Raw genomic sequence first — 18919 nt, 5'->3', positions numbered from 1 at the left:
TTTCTTGTTAGGACATAAAACCCAAATAGCGTGAGGCGGCGCTTCGCGCCGCCTCACGCTATTTGGGTTTTGATTTGTCCTGATACAACAGGTGGCTATAGCTATAAATTACTAAAATCCAGTAAAAATCTCGCGATATATCCTTGAGGTGCAATGGAGATTAACTGATGCTCCTTGAGATAAAAATATGTGCCAAAACCTAAACCAAGCACAATGAAAATACTGGAAAGAATCACACGAATCCATCGAATAATATTCATAAAATTTAGTTGGTAATCTGGTAAATGATTTTGGGGTAATGAAGAAAAAATGCGCGATCGCTTTTATAGCTGTCGCCAAGTGTATGAGGGCATAAAACCCAAGAAGAGAATGGCGGCGCTTCGCGCCGCCATTCTCTTCTTGGGTTTTGATTTTGTCCTAACACAATCGACGGTAGCTATATTTTCTTATACCAATGCACAAAATGGCGTAGCCATTTTTAGTTTTTAGAACTTATACTGAGTTTGGTTTTAATTCACAAAAATGTTGACACACTTTCGTGAATTGGTATAAATCTCTATTCACAGCAGGAGCCTCTTGATATGAGTCAAATTATTCCAACCGCCGCGCAAATTAATCAGACCAAGGAGGCGATCAACACCTATATTCGCAGTATTGATAGTAACCCCGATCGTCGGGTAGGGGCTTATCCGTATTACCTGTTTCATGCTCCCGATCAACCGATTCAGGGAACAGTGTTGATTTTTCATGGTTTTAGCGCTAAGCCTCACCAGACTTGGCGCTTAGCCGATTATTTATTTCGCAATGGGTTTAATGTCTATCAACCCTCCCTCGCTGGACATGTTTACATCAATCCAGCCAGAACTTGGCCCCAGATTGACCTAAAGCCTGAAATCGCCAATCCCCTAAAAGCCAAAGTTCAACAAGACCCAGTACTGCGAAACTACCTAACCAACGTTTCCAGTAAGGCTGAAGGCTTTACTCATCCTGGTTTTAACCAGCGGCTAGCTCTGATTGCACGCTTGATAAAAATTGAACCGCGCTTGCTAGATATTGTGCAATCGATTGAGCGTCCGAATGATCCAGACTTTGACAAGTACTTTGATTCGTCTCACCGTGACTATTTACTCAATGCTGAAGCCCGCCTCAACGAGTTAACAGCAATTCCTGGACCGATTTATACCGTTGGACTCTCTGTAGGAGGAGCCGTTGCTTTAGGCTTGGCAGGGGCTCGTCCAGACCGAGTTAAGCGAGTCGTGGCTTACGCACCGCTACTACAAATCTTCGGCGAAGACAACCTGAAATATATCAATCTGGCAGGACCTCTCGATATTAAAGAATCGGGTTGGGACCCTAATTTGCAGTTTCCAGTCGGTTGCTTGACCGCAACCAATCGCTTTGGCAGTAGAGAAGTGCAAAGTAAGGACTCAATTCAGTCGCTAAAAAATATCCCTCTCTTTTTAGTGCTGACTGCTAATGAAGATGCCGCTGATATTAAGACCAATCAAGATTTCTTTGCTAAAGTCGGTGGTGAAGCCAGTGGCAAAAAATATTTCATTTACGAGAGGGATATGTTAGTCCCGCACCCAATGATAGACCCCACCGAAGTGAGTCAAAATATGAGTAACCGTTACTGGAAGAGTCTCTATCAAGAAACCCTTCGTTTTTTAACAGACGGAGATGTGGATTACAACAACCTGACAAACGTGGAAGAGAACGCAGATCTACCTTCTGTGCCTTCTCTTTGAGAAATCTAATCCTTTCCCACTCAAAGATTAGCTGTGCGGCGCTTCGCGCCGCACAGCTAATCTTTGAGTTTTAATGTCTATTTTTAGATTGTGAATGGAGTAAGCCCAAAGCATAAAATGGCTACGCTATTTTATGCTTTGGGCTTACTGGATTTGGTTTTCAATTCAGGAAAGTGTGTCCACACTTTCCTGAATTGGTATGAGCGAGGTCGCTAAATTATGGATCAAAATAAAAATATGAATATGAATATGGAAGAAATAATTCAAGAACTTGAAGAACGTATCCGTAAAGCTCAACTCTCAAATGATGTAACTACCCTAAATGAATTGATTTCTAATGAGTTACAATTTGTCTTTCTAGACGGATCTGTAGCAACAAAATCTGACGATTTAGAAGCACACAGAAACAAATTAGTTATCTTTCACAGCATCACTTTCACAGATCAAATCATTAAAACCTTTGAAAATATAGCTACCGTAACCGTTAAGGCTGAAATCAGCGCCACTATGAATGGTCAATCTTTTCATGGCTACTATCGATATGGAAGAACTTGGGCGAGGCTAAATGACCAATGGCAACTCATCGCAGGTGGCGTGGTTCAATTGCCTGAGTCTAAATCTTCTAACTAAACGTAATCCGCTTTACCCATCCTCCGATCGCTACTTTTGGTCACAGCTTAAATCAACTGGTAAGGCGATCGTAAACTTTGTGCCAACATTGATTTCACTTTCACAAAAAATCGTTCCCTTAAGATTTTGGGTCACAAGATTATAGATAATATGCAGACCCAAACCGCTCCCACCTTTATCTCTAGCTGTCGTGAAAAAAGGCTCAAAAATTTTGGCTAAACTTTCGGAAGGAATGCCTTTGCCATCATCAGAATAGATAATGAGAACTTGATCATCTTGCTGAATAAGTTCAAATTGTAACCGTCCACTTTTATCTAAATCAATATAAGCATGAGTCAAAGAATTCATGACTAAATTGGTGACAATTTGCGAAAAAGCCCCTGGATAGCTGCGGATCATGATTGCATCATCTCCATAGACATTAATCCTATGCTGGGTACGTTGGATTTGTGGCGCTAGACTAATCAAGATTGTTTCAATATAATTTTTTACTTGAAAGCTACGCTGTTCTAAACTTGATTGATCGACAGCAACTTGCTTAAAGTTTTGAACGAGTTCCGCTGCACGGTGCAAGTTAACTAGTAGAATCTCGCTGCTACTTTGGGCTTTTTCAAAATAAGTCTGCAAGCTCGATTTTTTGAGTTCACCACGATCAAAAAATCCCTTAAATTTATTGGTCGCACTATCAAGAATGGAAGCTGCCATTAAGCTATTGCCAATAGGTGTATTCACTTCATGGGCAACACCAGCGACCATGCTACCAAGGGCGGCATACTTTTCGGACTCAATCAGTTGCTTTTGGGTCGTTTTCAGTTCATCTAATGTAGTAGCTAATTCAGCATTCTTTTTATAAATTGCTAATTCCGCTTGTTTACGATCGCTAATATTGCGAATCATAAATAGCACTTCATTGCGACCACTTACAACAATACGCACTTCCTCATCTTGGCAAATATTATTAATACAGATTTGCTGTTCATAAATCTGGATCTGTCCAGTAGTCAAAGCCTGCCGAATATGATAAAGGTGGCGATCGCTGATTTCGGTCGGTAAGATTTGGGAAAGATGCTTACCAATATTCTCCAAGTCAGGAATAGCTAACTTGATCGTCCTCTCATAGTTAATCAGCCCTAAATAAATGCCATCGCCGCTAACATTGAACATCAAATCAGGAATAACGGAAAGAATAGCGCGTTTACGGGCTTCGTTAGCACTGAGGGCTGTATAACTTTTAACTATGATCGCTGAGCTAATTAGTGCTAATAAAGACGGTATGAAAGGAATCCACCATCCCCATAGAAAAACAATATAACTTGTGGTAAATAGACCTCCTCCTAGAAAGGAGATCGCTAGAGTGACCCAAGGTAGACGCAAAGAAATTTTTGATTGGGTGATTGGTCTCGCATAACGACTATTCCAGCATAGTAAACCGCCCGCGATCGCAAACATGGCAATCCACAAAATCTCTAAGGGTTTTGCCCAAACTTTTAAGGTTGGTCGTCCGTCAATGGCATTGGCAATTAATTGACTAGAAATACTCGCATGAAGCTCGACTCCACTAGTGGCTGAGAAAGAGCCTTTCACAATTGTGCCATTGTATGGAGTGATAAAATAATCACTACTACTTTCGGCGGTAATCCCAATCACAACAAGGCGATCGCGAAATATATTCTCAGGAATATTTCCATTGAGGACATTAGTTAGGGAAACTGTACGAAAACCACTCTGAAAATTACGGTAGTTCGATAATATTTGATAGCCTCCCAAGACTTCGTGGGTATAGCCGCCATCATGTTCTTGAAGTGGCGAAAATATTGCTTTACCTAATCTATATGTCTGTACTTTTGGATCAATAACTTCAAGATTGATATTTTCCTTTTGAAGGTAGCGAATGGCTAAGGCTGCACTCAAACTAGGTATTGTCTTACCTTGCTTATTTTTTAGAGATAGAAGTATACGGCGAACTTTACCATCACCATCTAGCGAAAAGTCATTGGCGGCTACTTGATTAAGCTTTTCGAGAACTGGTGAAGCATCAACATCACTACCATCTTGATTTGCAACCACTTTGCGAATGCCAATCAGATTTGGGGTAGATTCAAATATATTAACTAACTCTTGATATTCGGAGCCATATTTTTGAGGAACTGGTAAATCACGGTAGATATCTAGCCCAATGACTCTAGGTTGTTGCTGTTTAATTAAAGTGAGGAGTTTAGCAAGGGTATCGTCAGTAATAGGAGAACCAAATTTCTTGATATCTGGTTCCTCAATCGCCACAATCACGATACGCTCATCGATTGGTTCAGATGGTCGCCACTGAAAAAACAAATCATATACAGATAGTTCTAACGGTTGCAGGATTCCCATAAAGCGAATCCATAGTAAAACTCCTGTTGTTGCAGGCACAACGGCAAAGACCCCACGCCATTTCCAAATTCGCCTTTTTAGATTGATCCACATAGGTAAATTTTAACGTAAGTAGCTCGGCATAGTTATAAACAAAACCCAGATTGCCATGTCGCCCGCGTAGCGGGCGACATGGCAATCTGGGTTTTAAGTTTGCTTATGCTTAACTACTTATATAGCAGTCCTATATCATTTGTGGATTTTTTTGGTTTGTGGAAGGACACCCCCGATGGGGTGTCCTTCCACAAACCATTTAGGATTTCTATAGCTGCCGTCGATAGTGTTAGGACAAAAGCAAAACCTAAGAAGAGAAAGGCGGCGCGAAGCGCCGCCTTTCTCTTCTTAGGTCATACACTTGGCGACAGCTATACATTCTAAAAGGGGTTAGCAACTATTGAAAAATAAATCCCATTTTCTTGTAAGGTCTTTTTCTCAGCAGAAATTCGGCTCAGGGGAATCCCCACATCAAGACGAACAGTCAGGCGATCGCTTATTTGAAATCGTAATCCCATTCCTATCGAAGCAAGCGCACTAGGATCGGGTTGATTAGAGGCTTGATGATTCCAAGCTTTACCAAAATCAAAGAATGGTACAACCTGTAAAAGTCCGCCAATTTCAGGAATTCGCATGATCGGAATTCGCACTTCGGCGGATACTAGCAATCCATTATCACTTAGGAGCGCATCTTGCCGAAATCCACGCAGGGTGTTTTGTCCACCAAAACTAATCTGCTCCTGTGACAGCATCGGGCGATCGCTAAGTTGTAAATCAGCACTAAGAAACAAAAGAGTTTCGGGTGCTAACAGGCGTACATATTGAGTTTGCCCACGCCAAGCCAAAAATTGACTATCGGGAGATACAGCATTAATCGTTGAACCAAAGGCCTTAATCCCTAAACTCAGTTGGGAACGCAATGCTAGGACTTCTTCAGTACTCCGTTGCACATAATCTTGAAAGAAGCGTAGGGCGGTAACCTTAGTCTGTCCATCAGCATCCGCTCCAAGGGAAGGAAAAGGAATTGCACCACCTAATAATGATGCTGTGCTTTGACGATGGCTTAAGGTTAAGCCTAGAGCAAATTCTTGAGCAGTATTTTGGAGCAAAGGTTGACGAATTGATAATTCATAATTACGAGAGCTAGAAATAATATCAAGGATATTAAATGGTATTTCCACCACATTACTCGCAGAATTGCCAAAGTTGAGGCTAATCGTCCCATTATGAGGATTAATGGGAACTGTATAACTAGCATCAAAAGCATTACTACCATTGGTATTTGCATAGGACAGGCTCAAGCGATCGCCTAATCCCGTGAGATTGGCTTCGACAAGCTGAATTTGGCGGCGATCGGAGCCAACACTGGGAGTTCGACTGTTATCAAAGGTGATCGGCAAGCTAAAGGTTTTTGATTCAGTTACCTTGACTTCTAAATTGTTTAATCCAGCTTGCAAACTCGGCGATAGATTTGCCGATATGCTCTCAATGAGGGGATTGATTTGCAATAGTTGTAGCGCCTCTAGCAATCGATTACGATTGAGAGGCTTGGCGGTGGCAATCTCAATTCGTGATTGGATATACCCTGAATTGAGCCTATTCAAGCCTGTGATCTGAATTTCATCCAGTCCACCTTCAACAATCTGGATTTTAACTACTCCTGTTTGCAAATCTTGTTCTGGCAGATATGCACCAGAGGTAATATATCCACGGTTTAAATACAGTTCAGTGATTTTGGTTCTGGCTTGAAATAAATCAATAATCGAGATTGCTCGGTTAAGGTAAGACTCAGTAACTTTTTCAAGTTCTTGTTCACTAAAAACACTACTACCAATTACTTCAAACTTTTTGACTACTATGGATTCAGATGATTCAAAATTGTCATTACTAGGAGATGGAGGGAGTTGGGGGCTTGGGGCAAATAGGAGGTCGGGAGAAGGAAGTTTAAAAGGTTCAGTCAGGTTGTTTGGAGGGAGTTTGGGGTTGAGATCGTCAGGAATTGTGGGAGCAGTGGAAGTGGTTTGAGCAAAGATTGATGTTGTATAGGAACTGAGAGCGATCGCTAGAACCGCTATATTTTTCTTTTTCCCTCTCAAGAGAATCAGGATTTCCTCATACAATAACTTCACAATAATTACTCTCAACTCTCACTAAAAGCTTTTAAACTGACTCCTATTTTATAGCGATTTTCATTTTGCCTACGGCAAAATGAAAATCGCTATAAAATAATGAGGATTCTCACAATTAAAATTAATTTAAAGTTTTTAAAAATCTCACTATTAAAAACTTTACGATTTCTTTACCCACTAAGTCGGTATTATAAGACTGGCAAATATTTTCAGAATAAATACATTTACTATTACTTAAACTTGCTTGATGTCCACCTTTGATTTCTTAAATGAATGCTAAGCGGAATTTAAGCCATGAAACTCGCTACTCGCTATATCTATATTTCTGGTGTATTTGCCGTAAGCTATTTAAGTGCTATATTCTCGGCAGTAGCCCAGATTGTCCCTGATCAAACTCTGCCTACAAACTCTACAGTAACTCTAGACGGATTAACACATACAATTAACGGTGGGACGGCTAACGGTGTTAATCTGTATCACAGTTTTCAAGATTTCTCAGTTCCGACAAATAATACTGTTCATTTTAATAATGCAGCTAATATCCAGAATATTTTAACGCGAGTGACGGGGAACTCTATTTCTAATATTGATGGGATCGTTAGCGCTAATGGTAATGCGAATCTCTTTTTACTCAATCCCAATGGAATTGCGTTTGGTGCAAATGCGAAGTTAGATATTGGTGGTACTTTTGTTGGGAGTACGGCAACTAGTTTCAAGTTTTCAGATGGAAGCGAGTTTAGTGCTGCAAATCCTCAAGCACCGCCTTTATTAACGACGAACATTACTCTGGGGTTGCAGTATGGTACAAGCAATGCAGGGGCGACAATTAGTAATCGTGGAAATCTCTCTACAGGGCATGATTTAATCCTAAATGCTGACAGGTTGGACTTACAGGGGCAATTGCTTGCCGCTAGAGATCTCACATTGCAAGCTCAAGATATTACTATTCGCGATATTGCGAACAATCCATTTATGGCAATTTCTGGTAAGGAATTGCTGTTGCAAGGTGATCAATCTGTCGATATTTTTGCTTTAAGCAATCCTAATAGCGGTTTATGGTCGGGTGGAAATATGCTGTTGCGATCGCAAAATCCTGTGATTGGTGATACTCATTTCTATGCTGGAGGGAACTTAAATGTTGAGAACTTAAATGGAACTATCGGTGATTTAATTAGTCCTAACGATCCAGTTATTCTCGCCAGTGGTAATGTCACTTTAGGGAACTATACAGGCGCATCGCTGCATATTTTAGCAGGAGGCAGCGTTACGCTCAATAATGTCACGATCAATAATACAGGCGCTATTAATACGACAATTAACCCTAATAATGCAGTTTTATTTAATGCCTCAAGGAGCTATGCAGATCTAGCAACATTTAGTTTGTCTGACTATCAAGCGATTAGAAATAGTGATGGCTCAATTCAGGATGTTGTCCCAGTACAACTTCCAATTACAATTAATGGAAGTACTCAGGCGACTTTGGATGTAAGAGCTGGCATAGACTGGGCTCGATTAGGTGGACTGCCGACTAGTCCAATAGTTTCAGGTGCGATCCCCCCTACAGCCACCTATACAAATACTCCTGCTAGAGCCAATATTACCGTAAATGGAAATATTCGAGTGAGTCAGCCCAGTGGATTAGTACTATTGACTAATCAGTTTATGCCCAATGCCTTACAAGGCAAAATCTCAACTCAAGAAATTAATACTGGTACAAATATTGTCGGAGCTAAGGCTGGTGATATTCGTGTCTATGGGCGAGGTGATATTGCCCTGAATGCCAACTTAATCGCATACTCAGAGCCAACCTTTGGCAATGCAGGGAATGGTGGCTCCGTTGCTATTTCTTCTTATTCTGGCAATATTACGATGGATAGTGATTTGTACACTGACTCGTTCACACTCTCTGGAAATACGAGCAATGGCGGTAAGATCTCATTCTCTTCTTATTCAGGGAATATTATCTTAAATGAGATATACATTGAATCATCCTCTTTCGCTTATTCTGGCAACTCTGCAAATGCAGGAGCAGTTTCTTTAACCACCTACTCTGGTGATATTACGATCACTCGTCCAATTTGGAAGTCTCCATCAGTTTCCTTAGCATTAGGCTCCTCAGGCAATGGTGGAGACGTATCCTTTGCTACTTATTCGGGTGATATTACGATTAAAGATGTCAGAAGCTTCTTTGGTGACACTGGTACTTATTTGGACTCTGGTACTTACTCAGGAGCGAGATCTTCTGGCAATGGTGGAGCATTTTCTTTAGCTTCTAATTCTGGCAATATTTCGCTAATTAATGCACCGATAAACTCCTCCACGGCTTCCTATTCATTATCAAACTTAGAATATGCTGGAAATGGTGGTGATATCTCTTTGGCTACTTCCTCTGGAAATATTATGCTGGATGATTTGACCTTGTACTCATACTCATTCGCAAAATCTGCTAATTCTCGCAATGGAGGCGCAATTTCTCTATATTCTGGGTCTGGAAATATTCATCTAAACAATTCTACGTTGTCAGCTTATTCACTTGCTTCTTTGGCAAGTTCTCAGAACGGAGGAATGGTATCTATATCAGCCCCAAATGGCAAAATTACTAGTGCTTTAACGAGTTATATATTATCGTTCTCAATTTCTAAGTTAGGAGCTAATAGTGGTAATGGTGGAGAAATCAACTTAGTCGCGAAAAGTCAGATTAGTAATCTCGGTCTTTTTACATCGTCAGCTTTTGGTCAAGCAGGAACCGTAGATATTAATGGATTAGATGATTTAGCGATCGCCAATCTTCAGGTGATTACGAGTAAGACCGTCAATTTTCCTAAACGCGCCTACGATATTAATGACCCCAACACTTTTATCACCACGATTTTTGGCTCTGGACAAAGTGGGCGATCAGGAGACGTGGTTATTACAGGTTTGAGAAATCTCATCTTTGACAATACCCTTATCTTGAGTACAACCCAAGGAATTTATCCTGCTGGTAATATTTCCATCATTAGCCCCAACTTCATCAACTTCCAAAACAATAGTCAAATCCTCAGCAATACCAATAGTATCGGTAATGCGGGAAATATCAACATTAATGCAGGTCAAGGCATTACTTTTAAAGACAATAGTAAGGTTACGGCTCAGACTAGTAGTGATGGTAAAGCGGGTAATATTGATCTTAGGGCAGGATATTCCATTCTCTTTGCTGCGGGTACAGGTTTGTTTGCGAATACAACAGAAGGATCTACAGGAGATGGTGGCAATATTACAATCGATCCCCAGTATGTCACCCTTGAAGATGGAGCAACAATCGCTGTTGGTAGTCTAGGCTCTGGACTGGGCGGCAATATTAGCATATTAGCTAATTATCTTTCTCTTATTAATGGTTCTTCCATTACCGCTTCAACTGCCAATACTAATGGTGGAAATATCGATTTGAATGTTCCATCAATACTACTTTTGCGCTACGCCAGTAATATCACCACGACCGCAGGGAAGGCAAGTGCAGGGGGCAATGGTGGCAACATTAACATTAAGGCGGGTTTTATCGTTGGGGTCAAGGGTGAAAATAGCGATATCTCGGCTAATGCTTTTACAGGCAATGGCGGCAATATTAACATCACAACTAATGGTATTTATGGATTGGAGTTCCGTCAGCAACTGTCTTCCTCTAGCGACATTACAGCTAGTTCTCAGTTCGGGTTACAAGGAAATGTGCTGGTTACTACTCCTGAAATTGATCCTAGTCGTGGACTAACCACTTTACCTCTCAATCTTGCTGATCCTTCTAAGCAAGTTAATCAAAGTTGTGCTGTTGGTGGGAAGTTATCTAATCACGAAAATCGCTTTACGATTTCTGGAAAAGGTGGTTTGCCAAAGAGCCCTAGCGATGAGCTTTCTAGTATTCAACCTTTAGTGGAGTTAGCGGAACTTGTGCCAAGTACAGCAGAATGGTCAGCGCGAAGTGCCAACCATTCTATACCAGAACAGAGACAGGAATTAGTAAAGAAATCTTCAAAATCTATTGTTGAGGCGAATACGATCGCTAGAGATCGTCATGGCAGACTGCGACTGATAGCCGATTCGACACCCCACAGTCCTGCTATACCTCAGATTTCTTGTAAGGTCATCTCCCCACTTTCGGCAGGGAAATGATTTGAAATATCCTAAAATATGAACATTGCTTCTCGGAGTGAAATCTATAACGTAAACCAAACGAATTTAATGATCATAGGAAAAATCGATGTTCTTTTGGCATTCCATTTTAAATCTAAATTCCAAAATATCTAAATTGCTGGGCTATATCATTATTGGTGTTTGTACGACCATACTTATATTGCTTTTAGGATGGAATCCTCAACCTACTATTGCCAAAAACTTATCTGTAGCCTCAAAATCCTCAACTGATATAGTTCTTGCTCATCCTTTATCAAATAATCCTGCAACTCTCTTCCAGAATGGTAAACAGCACTATCATGCAGGGCAATATGCTAAGGCGATCGCCAATTGGCGACAAGCTTCAGATATGTATGCAAAGCAAGGCGATCGCCTCAATCATGCCATTGTGCTTAATAATCTCGCCTTAGCCCATCAACAACTTGGTCAGTGGAAAGAGGCAGATCAGGCGATCGCCTTGAGTCTAGAAATTCTACAATCCGAGCCACAACAGGAAAAATTAGTAGCACAGTCTCTGAACATTCAAGGCAGTATCCAACTCGCTCAAGGTAAAGCCCAAGAAGCATTAACAACTTGGCAAAGAGCTACAGCAAATTATGAAATATCAGGGGACAAAGATGGAGCCATTCGTAGCAAGATTAATCAGAGCCAAGCATTGCGATCGCTAGGTTTATATCCTAAAGCGACAAACATGCTTCAGCAAGTCCAAATAGAACTAAAGGAGCAGCCAGCATCTTCCCTTAAGGCGGCAAGTTTGCTCAATCTTGGTGATACCTTACAACTGAGTGGTGATCTTGAAGATGCCAAAGTTGTGTTGCAAGAAAGTCTAGCGATCGCCAAGGAACTAGGCGATGTGATGATGATTGCAGATACACTGCTAAGTCTAGGAAATACTGCCTATAGCTTGCAGCAAACTGCCGAAGCGATCAGCTACTATCAGCAATCTATCCAAGCTACCACATCTCCGATTCAAAGAGTGCAAGCTCAGCTCAACCAATTACGACTCCAGATTGAATCCCAACCAACTGAATCAGCGCGACTATTACTCGCAGATATCCAAACGCAACTGCCTAAACTTCCATCCAGCCGAGCATCGGTTTATGCAAGAATCAACTTTGCCCAAAGTCTCACAAAGCTTAATCCCACATCAAGCGATCGCCAAGCCGCTGCCCAAATTCTCGCCCTAGCAGCCCAGCAAGCAAAAGATATGGGAGATCCTAGAGCTGAGTCCTATGCGATTGGATATTTGGGAAAAATCTATGAACAAAATCAGCAATTCTCAGAAGCCCAAAATCTAACTGAAAAGGCACTCATCCTAGCTCAAACTAATAACGCTTCAGACATTGCCTATCGGTGGCAATGGCAACTCGGACGAGTTCTCAAGTCTAAAGGGCTAAATTCTAAAGCGATCGCAGCTTATAGCGAAGCTGTGAGTACACTTGCTTCAATTCGTGGCGATCTTGTATCGAGTAAAGCTGATATTCAATTTTCTTTCCGTGATAGTGTCGAGCCTGTCTACCGTCAGCTTGTAGCTCTACTACTGACCCATGATGATGGTAAACCCATCAGTCAAGAAAATCTCAAATCTGCGCGTACCGTCATCGAATCTCTACAGGTAGCAGAATTAGATAACTTCCTAAAAGAAGCTTGTCTGACAGGGCTTACCACCCAAATTGATGAGGTTGATCCGCTAGCAGCCGTCATCTATCCAATTATTTTGTCTGACAGGATAGAAGTTATTATTTCACTCCCCGATCGCTCATTACAGAACCATACTAGTAAAATCTCTCAAGCTCAACTAGAGAGTCTCTTGAGCAAATTGAGGCGATCGCTCCGTCGCACCTCTCTGGAGGCAGAAATCCAAGAAGTCTCTCAGGAAGTCTATAATCTCTTAATTGGGAAAGAAATAGAGTCTATCCTAGCTGCCAATAAAATTAAAACCTTAGCATTTGTTCTAGATGGCTCTTTGAGGAACTTGCCGATGGCAGTTCTCTACGATGGACAGCATTACTTGATGGAAAAATACAATCTGGCGATCGCGCCCGGATTACAGCTAATTGATCCTCAACCTCTCAAACGCCAACAACTAACAGTATTCATCGGAGGTGTAAGTAAAGAAACACAGGATTTTACAGCTCTACCGAATGTCGAAAGAGAAGTTCAGCAAATAGCTACCCTTGTATCAACTCAATCGCCATTACTGAATGAAATGTTTATTAGCGAGTCTATTCAAAAACAAATTAGTAAAATCCCCTTTAGAGTAGTTCATTTAGCTACCCACGGAGAATTTAGTTCTCAGGCTGAAAAAACCTTTGTTTTGACTTGGAATAGTCGTCTGGGGATCAAGCAGCTAGGAGCATTACTCCAAACTAGAAATCAAGATGGTAGAACTCCAATAGAGTTATTAGTACTCAGTGCTTGCAAAACTGCTAAAGGTGATAATCGTGCTGCATTAGGATTAGCTGGTATGGCAGTGCGATCGGGGGCAAGGAGTACGATCGCCAGTCTGTGGTCAGTTGAGGATAGTGCCACCGCTACATTAATGGAAAATTTTTATCAAGAATTAGCAACTCTCGGCACAACTAAAGCGGATGCTCTCCGCAAGGCTCAGATCAGCCTTCTAAAAAAACCACAATTTACTCACCCTTTTTACTGGTCTCCATTCGTTCTCGTTGGAAATTGGCTGTAAAGAAAATAAAAGGGCGCAAAGCGCCCTTTTATTTTCTATTGTTTCAAATGTGAAAGAACATTGTCAGCAATTCTCATTATAAAAATCGGTTTTTTGAAAGCCCGCTGTCGGCGGGCTTTCAAAAAACCGATTTAGGTGTTTCCAGCGTCTTCGGCGCTGGAAACACCTAAATCAGTTTCATAATGAGAATTGCTGAAACATAGTATTTAGGTATATAGATAACTTAAATCATGTGTAAGATAGGCAAGGGGCTTAAGCCCTTTGTTATAAGCTTTAGATTCTCACGATTCATTTAGGATTGCTATAGTTCTCTACAAACTATTTAGGATTGTTATATACTATTTGATAAAGCTTTTGCTATGGATTTTGAAATCTATAACAAAAGGGCAAATGCTTCACTTAGTGCCACCTTTAACTTTTGGATTTTGATTAGTCCTAATAGTATTGGCTGTAGCTACAAGTGCAGAAAAAAGATAGTATGTTATTCAATTTTCATCGATTCTTTGGATTTTGCTACCGCTAATTTTGCACATTTTTGGCACATTAGAAAAGCAGTCTCTGATCCTTTACTGCTTCTAGGAATAAGGCTATGTTCTCCAAATATTCTTATCGATACTTTTCCTTCTTGGCGATCGCTACATTCTGTCAAACAAGCACATTTCCTGCTTATTTATCAGGTGCTAGCGCTCAAACATTTGAACCACCTATTAGCAACCCTGCCCCAACATCGACTATCGGGGGAGGGAGAAGAGGTAGTGATGGTCAATGCCTAAAGGATCGAGCTACACAGCCTAGAAAGGACAAAAATAAAAGGTTTGTAGAACAACAACTTATTCCCTTGCTACCGCCAAACAAGTTTGGTCTTACCATTTCGGCTAATCCCACATTTTTTGCTTACGTTCCTAAAACTTCGGCGATCGCTGTAGAGTTTACTCTTGAAAATCAACAAGGCAAGGGAATTGATCGCCAAAGAATAGCACTAACAAATACTCCTAGTATTGTGAGTATGCAATTTGAAAAAACACCACTGGAAGTTGGAAAAGAATATAAATGGTTAATCTCTGTAGTATGCGAAACTGGAGATCCTGAGGACGCATTCTCAGAAGGAATCATCCGTCGTATCCAACCAGAAACAGCTTTGCTCAAGCAATTAGAGAAAGCTTCAGGGATCGAGCGAGTACATATTTACGCAAAATTTGGGATTTGGCATGAGGCGATCGCTGACTTAGCAAATTTGCGTTTATCACAGCCCAACAACACCGATTTAAAAGTTAGCTGGCAGACTTTACTCAAATCCTCTAGCCTAGAACCTATAGCAGATATATCTCTCAAGAACTAAACTAAATTATACCAAAACACAAAATGACTACGCTATTTTATGTTTTGAAAACCCTTACTGGGTTTGGGTTTTAATTACCAAAAGTGTTGCCACACTTTCGTGAACTGGTGTTATTAGTGCAGAAAAATGTCTACAGATTCCGATGAGCTAATTTTCATAGCAGAAGATGGAGAATTATCTTGTTTAAATGAAGATCCCCAAAATATCCCTATTCCAGAGAACCAGCACAATGAATCTCTTGCTGGTCACCAATTCACGTCATTGCATGATAGACCCACATGGAAGGTCTTAATCTGCGATGACGATTTTTCTGTTCATGCAGTTACCAAGTTAGCTCTCGAAGAATTTAAGTTTGCAGGTAAAGAATTAGAGATAATTTCAGCCTTTTCTGGTGCTGAAGGGATCAAAATTGTTGAACAGAATCCTGACATCGCGATCATCCTACAAGATGTGATCATGGAAACTAACGATGCAGGTTTGCAGGCTATCAAATATATTCGTGAAGTTCTCAAAAATCAATTTGTAAGAATTATTCTTCGTACAGGACAACCCGCAGACTTTCCTGAATCTTCAGTGATTTTGAGCTACGACATTAATGATTACCGATCAAAAATAGAACTAACAGAACAGAAGTTATTTACAACTCTAGTTTCGAGCTTGAGAGCCTATAGCATGATGATCAGTCTGGCGGAAAGTCGTCAAAATCTAGCCATGCTGAATACACAGCTCCAAGAATTTAATCAGAATTTAGAGCAACTTGTGCAAGAGCGTACTAATGAACTGAAAATTGCTAAAGAAGCCGCAGATAGTGCTAATCAAGCAAAAAGTCAGTTTCTTGCGAATATGAGTCATGAACTACGCACCCCTCTCAATGGAATTCTTGGTTATACTCAAGTTCTCAAGTTGAGTAAAGACCCTGTCATGCATCAAAGTGGGTTAGATATTATCCAACGTAGTGGGGAGCATTTGCTGACATTAATTAACGACATTCTTGATCTTTCTAAGATTGAAGCAGGTAAATTAGATCTTTATTATGATTTGTTTAATTTAGATGAATTTCTTGACAGGCTAATCGATATATTTCGAGTACAGGCTAGCAGTCAAGATATAGAGATAAACTATCAAACTATTGGTCAAATCCCTAAACTTGTTTACGGTGATGCCAAGCGAATTCGCCAAGTTTTATTTAATCTAGTGGGTAATGCCATTAAGTTTACGAACAAAGGTTCAGTGACTTTACTCGTTCAAAACTCTACTAACAACAAAATTCGTTTTGATGTAATTGATAGCGGTGTGGGCATTGCATCGGAGGATTTACCTAAGATCTTTCAATCTTTTGAGCAAGTCGGAAACCATGAAAAAAAGCAGTCAGGAACAGGTTTAGGTTTGCCGATAAGTAAGCGACTTGTAGAGATGATGGGAGGAGAGCTAAATGTGATCAGCACGTTAGGTAAAGGGAGTAATTTTTGGTTGGAAATTGATTTGCCTGCCTATGTAAAGTCAGTTCAACCCATTGCAGGACAAGCTTATCAAGATTCTGCTGATTCTGCGATCGCTTCCCATAGCTCTTTAGCAAGTGGCAAAATTCCATTGCCTGATCAAGAAATAATATTAGAGTTAATGGAACTAGCAGAAATGGGTCGCATGAGGCCTCTTCATGAACGTGTTAAACATTTAGAACAGTCTGACGCTGAATTACAAGTTTTCACGGGGGAACTCATGGTTCTAATCAAAAGTTTGCAAATTCATAAGATTCTAAATTATCTAAAAGCACAAATGGAAGCATAAGCAATTCTTGCGGCGATTTGCGCCGCAAGAATTGCTTTGTTATGGCTTTTCAGCCGTCACAACTCCAAAAATCTCATTTGGTTCCATTTGCACCTGAAAGTTTTGAAATCCAGCCGCTTCAGCCCATTGGCGAATCAGTTCCCAAGAGCGTACCCGCATCACCCAAGGAAGTCCCGTATGCGCTGGCAAAGTCCGCGCGATCATTTCTAGTTGGGGATGCTGCGGCTGAATCGTAAAGATCAATGTGCCTGATTTATCAAGAATCCGATAGAGTTGCTGAAAGTGATGCTTAATCAGTTGATCATTGGGCAAAATCTCATGTAATCCCGAAACAACTACTACATTTGGTCTAGGCAACACCCGTTCAAGATCTTGATCATTAAAAGCATCGGCTTGCTCGATCTGGGCTGTAACTCCAAATTGAGTCGCTAACTGGCTAGCCTTGGTGACATTTTCTAGTTTGTAATCGCGCAGAGTTGCCGCGATCGCCCCCGACTCAAACTCCCGTAACACCTCTAAATCATAACGACCACCACCACAAGCAACATCCAACAAATGACAAGGGACATTTTGCTGTTGATAGGACTGCAATACTTGGCGGAGTGTGGTTTTCATTAGCTGCGATCGCTCTCTAATGCCGCACCATCCCTGAGAGTTAAGATAGAACCAGTCAATGAGCATTCCTAGAGGTGTAATTCCACTTGGTTTATTCTTATAAACATATTCCAGCATCACACCTGAATCAAAACCATACTGAAAGCCGATCTGAATTCCTTTTGATAGTTTGCCAATCGTTTGGAGTGAGAGATTCATCAATCCGTAGTACCAAGCTTTAGGATTCCAGATTGGTAGAGGACGAAGAAGTTGCTCGTAAGTGGGGGCTGATTTTTGTAGTAACATTTTGAACTCCTAAAAAAGAAAAAAGTTGATTGTTGAGTGTTTATTTAGAAAGAGAGCTTTCTTTCTTCTGATAATTTCTGGATACGCTCTGTCAGTTGTTGGAGAAAGACTTGCTTCTGTCCATTCCAGTAAAGTGATTCACCGATACAGATCCAACATAGTAAGGGAACAGGTAGGAAGTCACCTTTGGGAAGTGATTTGCCAAGCCCATGTAGAAAAATGGGAATAATCGGCACGTCAGGATGTTGTTTAGCTAGATGGGCGATACCACTTCTGAACTCACCAAGGCTTTCAGGTGTGCCTCTTGTGCCTTCAGGATAGAGAATCAGGATCTGATTTTGTGCGATCGCTTCAGCACAGTGTTTAAAGAAGTTGCGATGATGCGAACCATTTTCGCGGCAGTTACCTGCATCAGTCGAAACAGGAATAATATTCAGGATGTGACGCGCAAACCACTCTAAACAGGGATTTTGTTGCAGGAAATACTGCTCGTTTGCTATGGGGCGGAGGTGCTGCACCTTTGATAATGGGAATAGTGATAAGAGAACAAGGGTGTCTAGATGACTATTATGGTTAGCGACCAGAATCGCCGCTCCTGATGTGGGTAATCTCTCTCGATGTTGGATGCGTAGTCCCAAAAGAACTAAGACGATGATTTTTGTGGTCAGAAAGAAAATGATCCTCAGAATTCGCTTCATAGCAATTGTCCTTGATAGTAGAAATAAACGGTGAAGTGGAAAAAGAGAGGAGCAGTGTAAGTCAGGCTATCAATGCGATCCAAAATGCCGCCATGTCCAGGGAGAATTGTGCCGCTATCCTTAATCCCTAAATCTCGCTTCACCGCCGAAATATTCACATCACCGATAAATCCTGTCAGGCTAAGGAGTAACCCTAAACAAGCGGAATGGATTAAATCAAAGGGAGTTAGCCAAGGAGCTAAGGAGATCGCTAGCCCTGTGGTTGTTAAAACTCCGCCGAGCAAACCTTCAACGGTTTTATTAGGGCTGACCTTGGGAATAATTTTGGTAATTGCTCAACCTATAGCAAACAATGATTTGAGAGGATTCAAAGCGATAAGAATGGACTCAAAAGCGGAAAAGCCTTTTCTTTTTCCAGTATTGACAAT

12 protein-coding genes are annotated in these 18919 nt (G+C 41.0%); 6 read left to right on the top strand and 6 right to left on the bottom strand.

Going from position 1 to position 18919, the window contains the following annotated elements; all coding sequences use genetic code 11:
* Positions 1–101 precede the first annotated feature (101 nt).
* Positions 102–260: a hypothetical protein gene (locus H6G05_RS16790; protein ID WP_190579556.1), complete on the bottom strand. Its 159-nt coding sequence runs from the start codon at positions 258–260 to the stop codon at positions 102–104.
* Positions 261–581: 321 nt separating this feature from the next.
* Here H6G05_RS16790 and H6G05_RS16785 point away from each other — a divergent pair, with 321 nt between their 5' ends.
* Positions 582–1748, top strand: coding sequence for an alpha/beta fold hydrolase (locus tag H6G05_RS16785; protein ID WP_190579554.1), 1167 nt, complete (start codon positions 582–584; stop codon positions 1746–1748).
* Positions 1749–1967: 219 nt separating this feature from the next.
* Complete coding sequence (locus H6G05_RS16780; RefSeq protein ID WP_190579551.1) at positions 1968–2378, top strand: nuclear transport factor 2 family protein; 411 nt, start codon at positions 1968–1970, stop codon at positions 2376–2378.
* Between the two features lie 30 nt (positions 2379–2408).
* Here H6G05_RS16780 and H6G05_RS16775 read toward each other — a convergent pair whose 3' ends face one another.
* Together H6G05_RS16775 and H6G05_RS16770 are read right to left on the bottom strand one after the other, a co-directional pair.
* On the bottom strand, positions 2409–4841 hold the full coding sequence (locus H6G05_RS16775) for a CHASE2 domain-containing protein (protein ID WP_190579550.1): 2433 nt from the start codon (positions 4839–4841) through the stop codon (positions 2409–2411).
* A gap of 320 nt (positions 4842–5161) precedes the next feature.
* Entirely contained in the window at positions 5162–6910 is a 1749-nt protein-coding gene (locus H6G05_RS16770; RefSeq protein WP_322096382.1) for a ShlB/FhaC/HecB family hemolysin secretion/activation protein, read from the bottom strand.
* A 294-nt stretch (positions 6911–7204) separates the two neighbouring features.
* Here H6G05_RS16770 and H6G05_RS16765 point away from each other — a divergent pair, with 294 nt between their 5' ends.
* The 4 genes from H6G05_RS16765 to H6G05_RS16750 all read left to right on the top strand — a co-directional run bounded on the left by H6G05_RS16765 (position 7205) and on the right by H6G05_RS16750 (position 16893).
* Positions 7205–11056, top strand: a complete 3852-nt coding sequence (locus H6G05_RS16765; protein ID WP_190579545.1) for a two-partner secretion domain-containing protein — start codon at positions 7205–7207, stop codon at positions 11054–11056.
* 88 nt (positions 11057–11144) lie between these two features.
* A complete protein-coding gene (locus H6G05_RS16760) occupies positions 11145–13766 on the top strand; it encodes a CHAT domain-containing protein (protein ID WP_190579543.1) in 2622 nt (873 codons plus the stop codon).
* Positions 13767–14355: 589 nt separating this feature from the next.
* Positions 14356–15105, top strand: coding sequence for a DUF928 domain-containing protein (locus H6G05_RS16755; RefSeq protein ID WP_190579541.1), 750 nt, complete (start codon positions 14356–14358; stop codon positions 15103–15105).
* Between the two features lie 126 nt (positions 15106–15231).
* Complete coding sequence (locus H6G05_RS16750) at positions 15232–16893, top strand: ATP-binding response regulator (protein WP_190579540.1); 1662 nt, start codon at positions 15232–15234, stop codon at positions 16891–16893.
* Between the two features lie 39 nt (positions 16894–16932).
* Here the strand turns inward: H6G05_RS16750 and H6G05_RS16745 are convergent, their stop codons facing one another.
* From H6G05_RS16745 to H6G05_RS16735, 3 genes are read right to left on the bottom strand one after another with little or no spacing between them, the layout of a single operon-like run.
* The gene (locus H6G05_RS16745) at positions 16933–17793 is read right to left on the bottom strand and encodes a class I SAM-dependent methyltransferase family protein (protein WP_190579538.1); all 861 of its coding nucleotides are present in this window, start codon (positions 17791–17793) and stop codon (positions 16933–16935) included.
* Positions 17794–17837: 44 nt separating this feature from the next.
* Positions 17838–18491 (bottom strand): lysophospholipid acyltransferase family protein, encoded by a 654-nt coding sequence (locus H6G05_RS16740; protein WP_190579536.1) that lies wholly within the window; start codon positions 18489–18491, stop codon positions 17838–17840.
* Positions 18488–18811 carry a phosphatidate cytidylyltransferase gene (locus H6G05_RS16735; protein ID WP_322096384.1) on the bottom strand — a complete coding sequence of 108 codons (324 nt, stop codon included), beginning with the start codon at positions 18809–18811 and terminating at the stop codon, positions 18488–18490. The genes H6G05_RS16740 and H6G05_RS16735 overlap by 4 nt, the downstream gene beginning before the upstream one ends.
* Positions 18812–18919: the final 108 nt, after the last annotated feature.

The organism is Phormidium tenue FACHB-1050 (genome assembly GCF_014696925.1).
Taxonomy (GTDB): Bacteria; Cyanobacteriota; Cyanobacteriia; order Pseudanabaenales; family Pseudanabaenaceae; genus Pseudanabaena.
The sequence above is the reverse complement of the archived record's forward strand: the minus strand, read 5'-3'. Positions and strand labels throughout refer to the sequence as shown.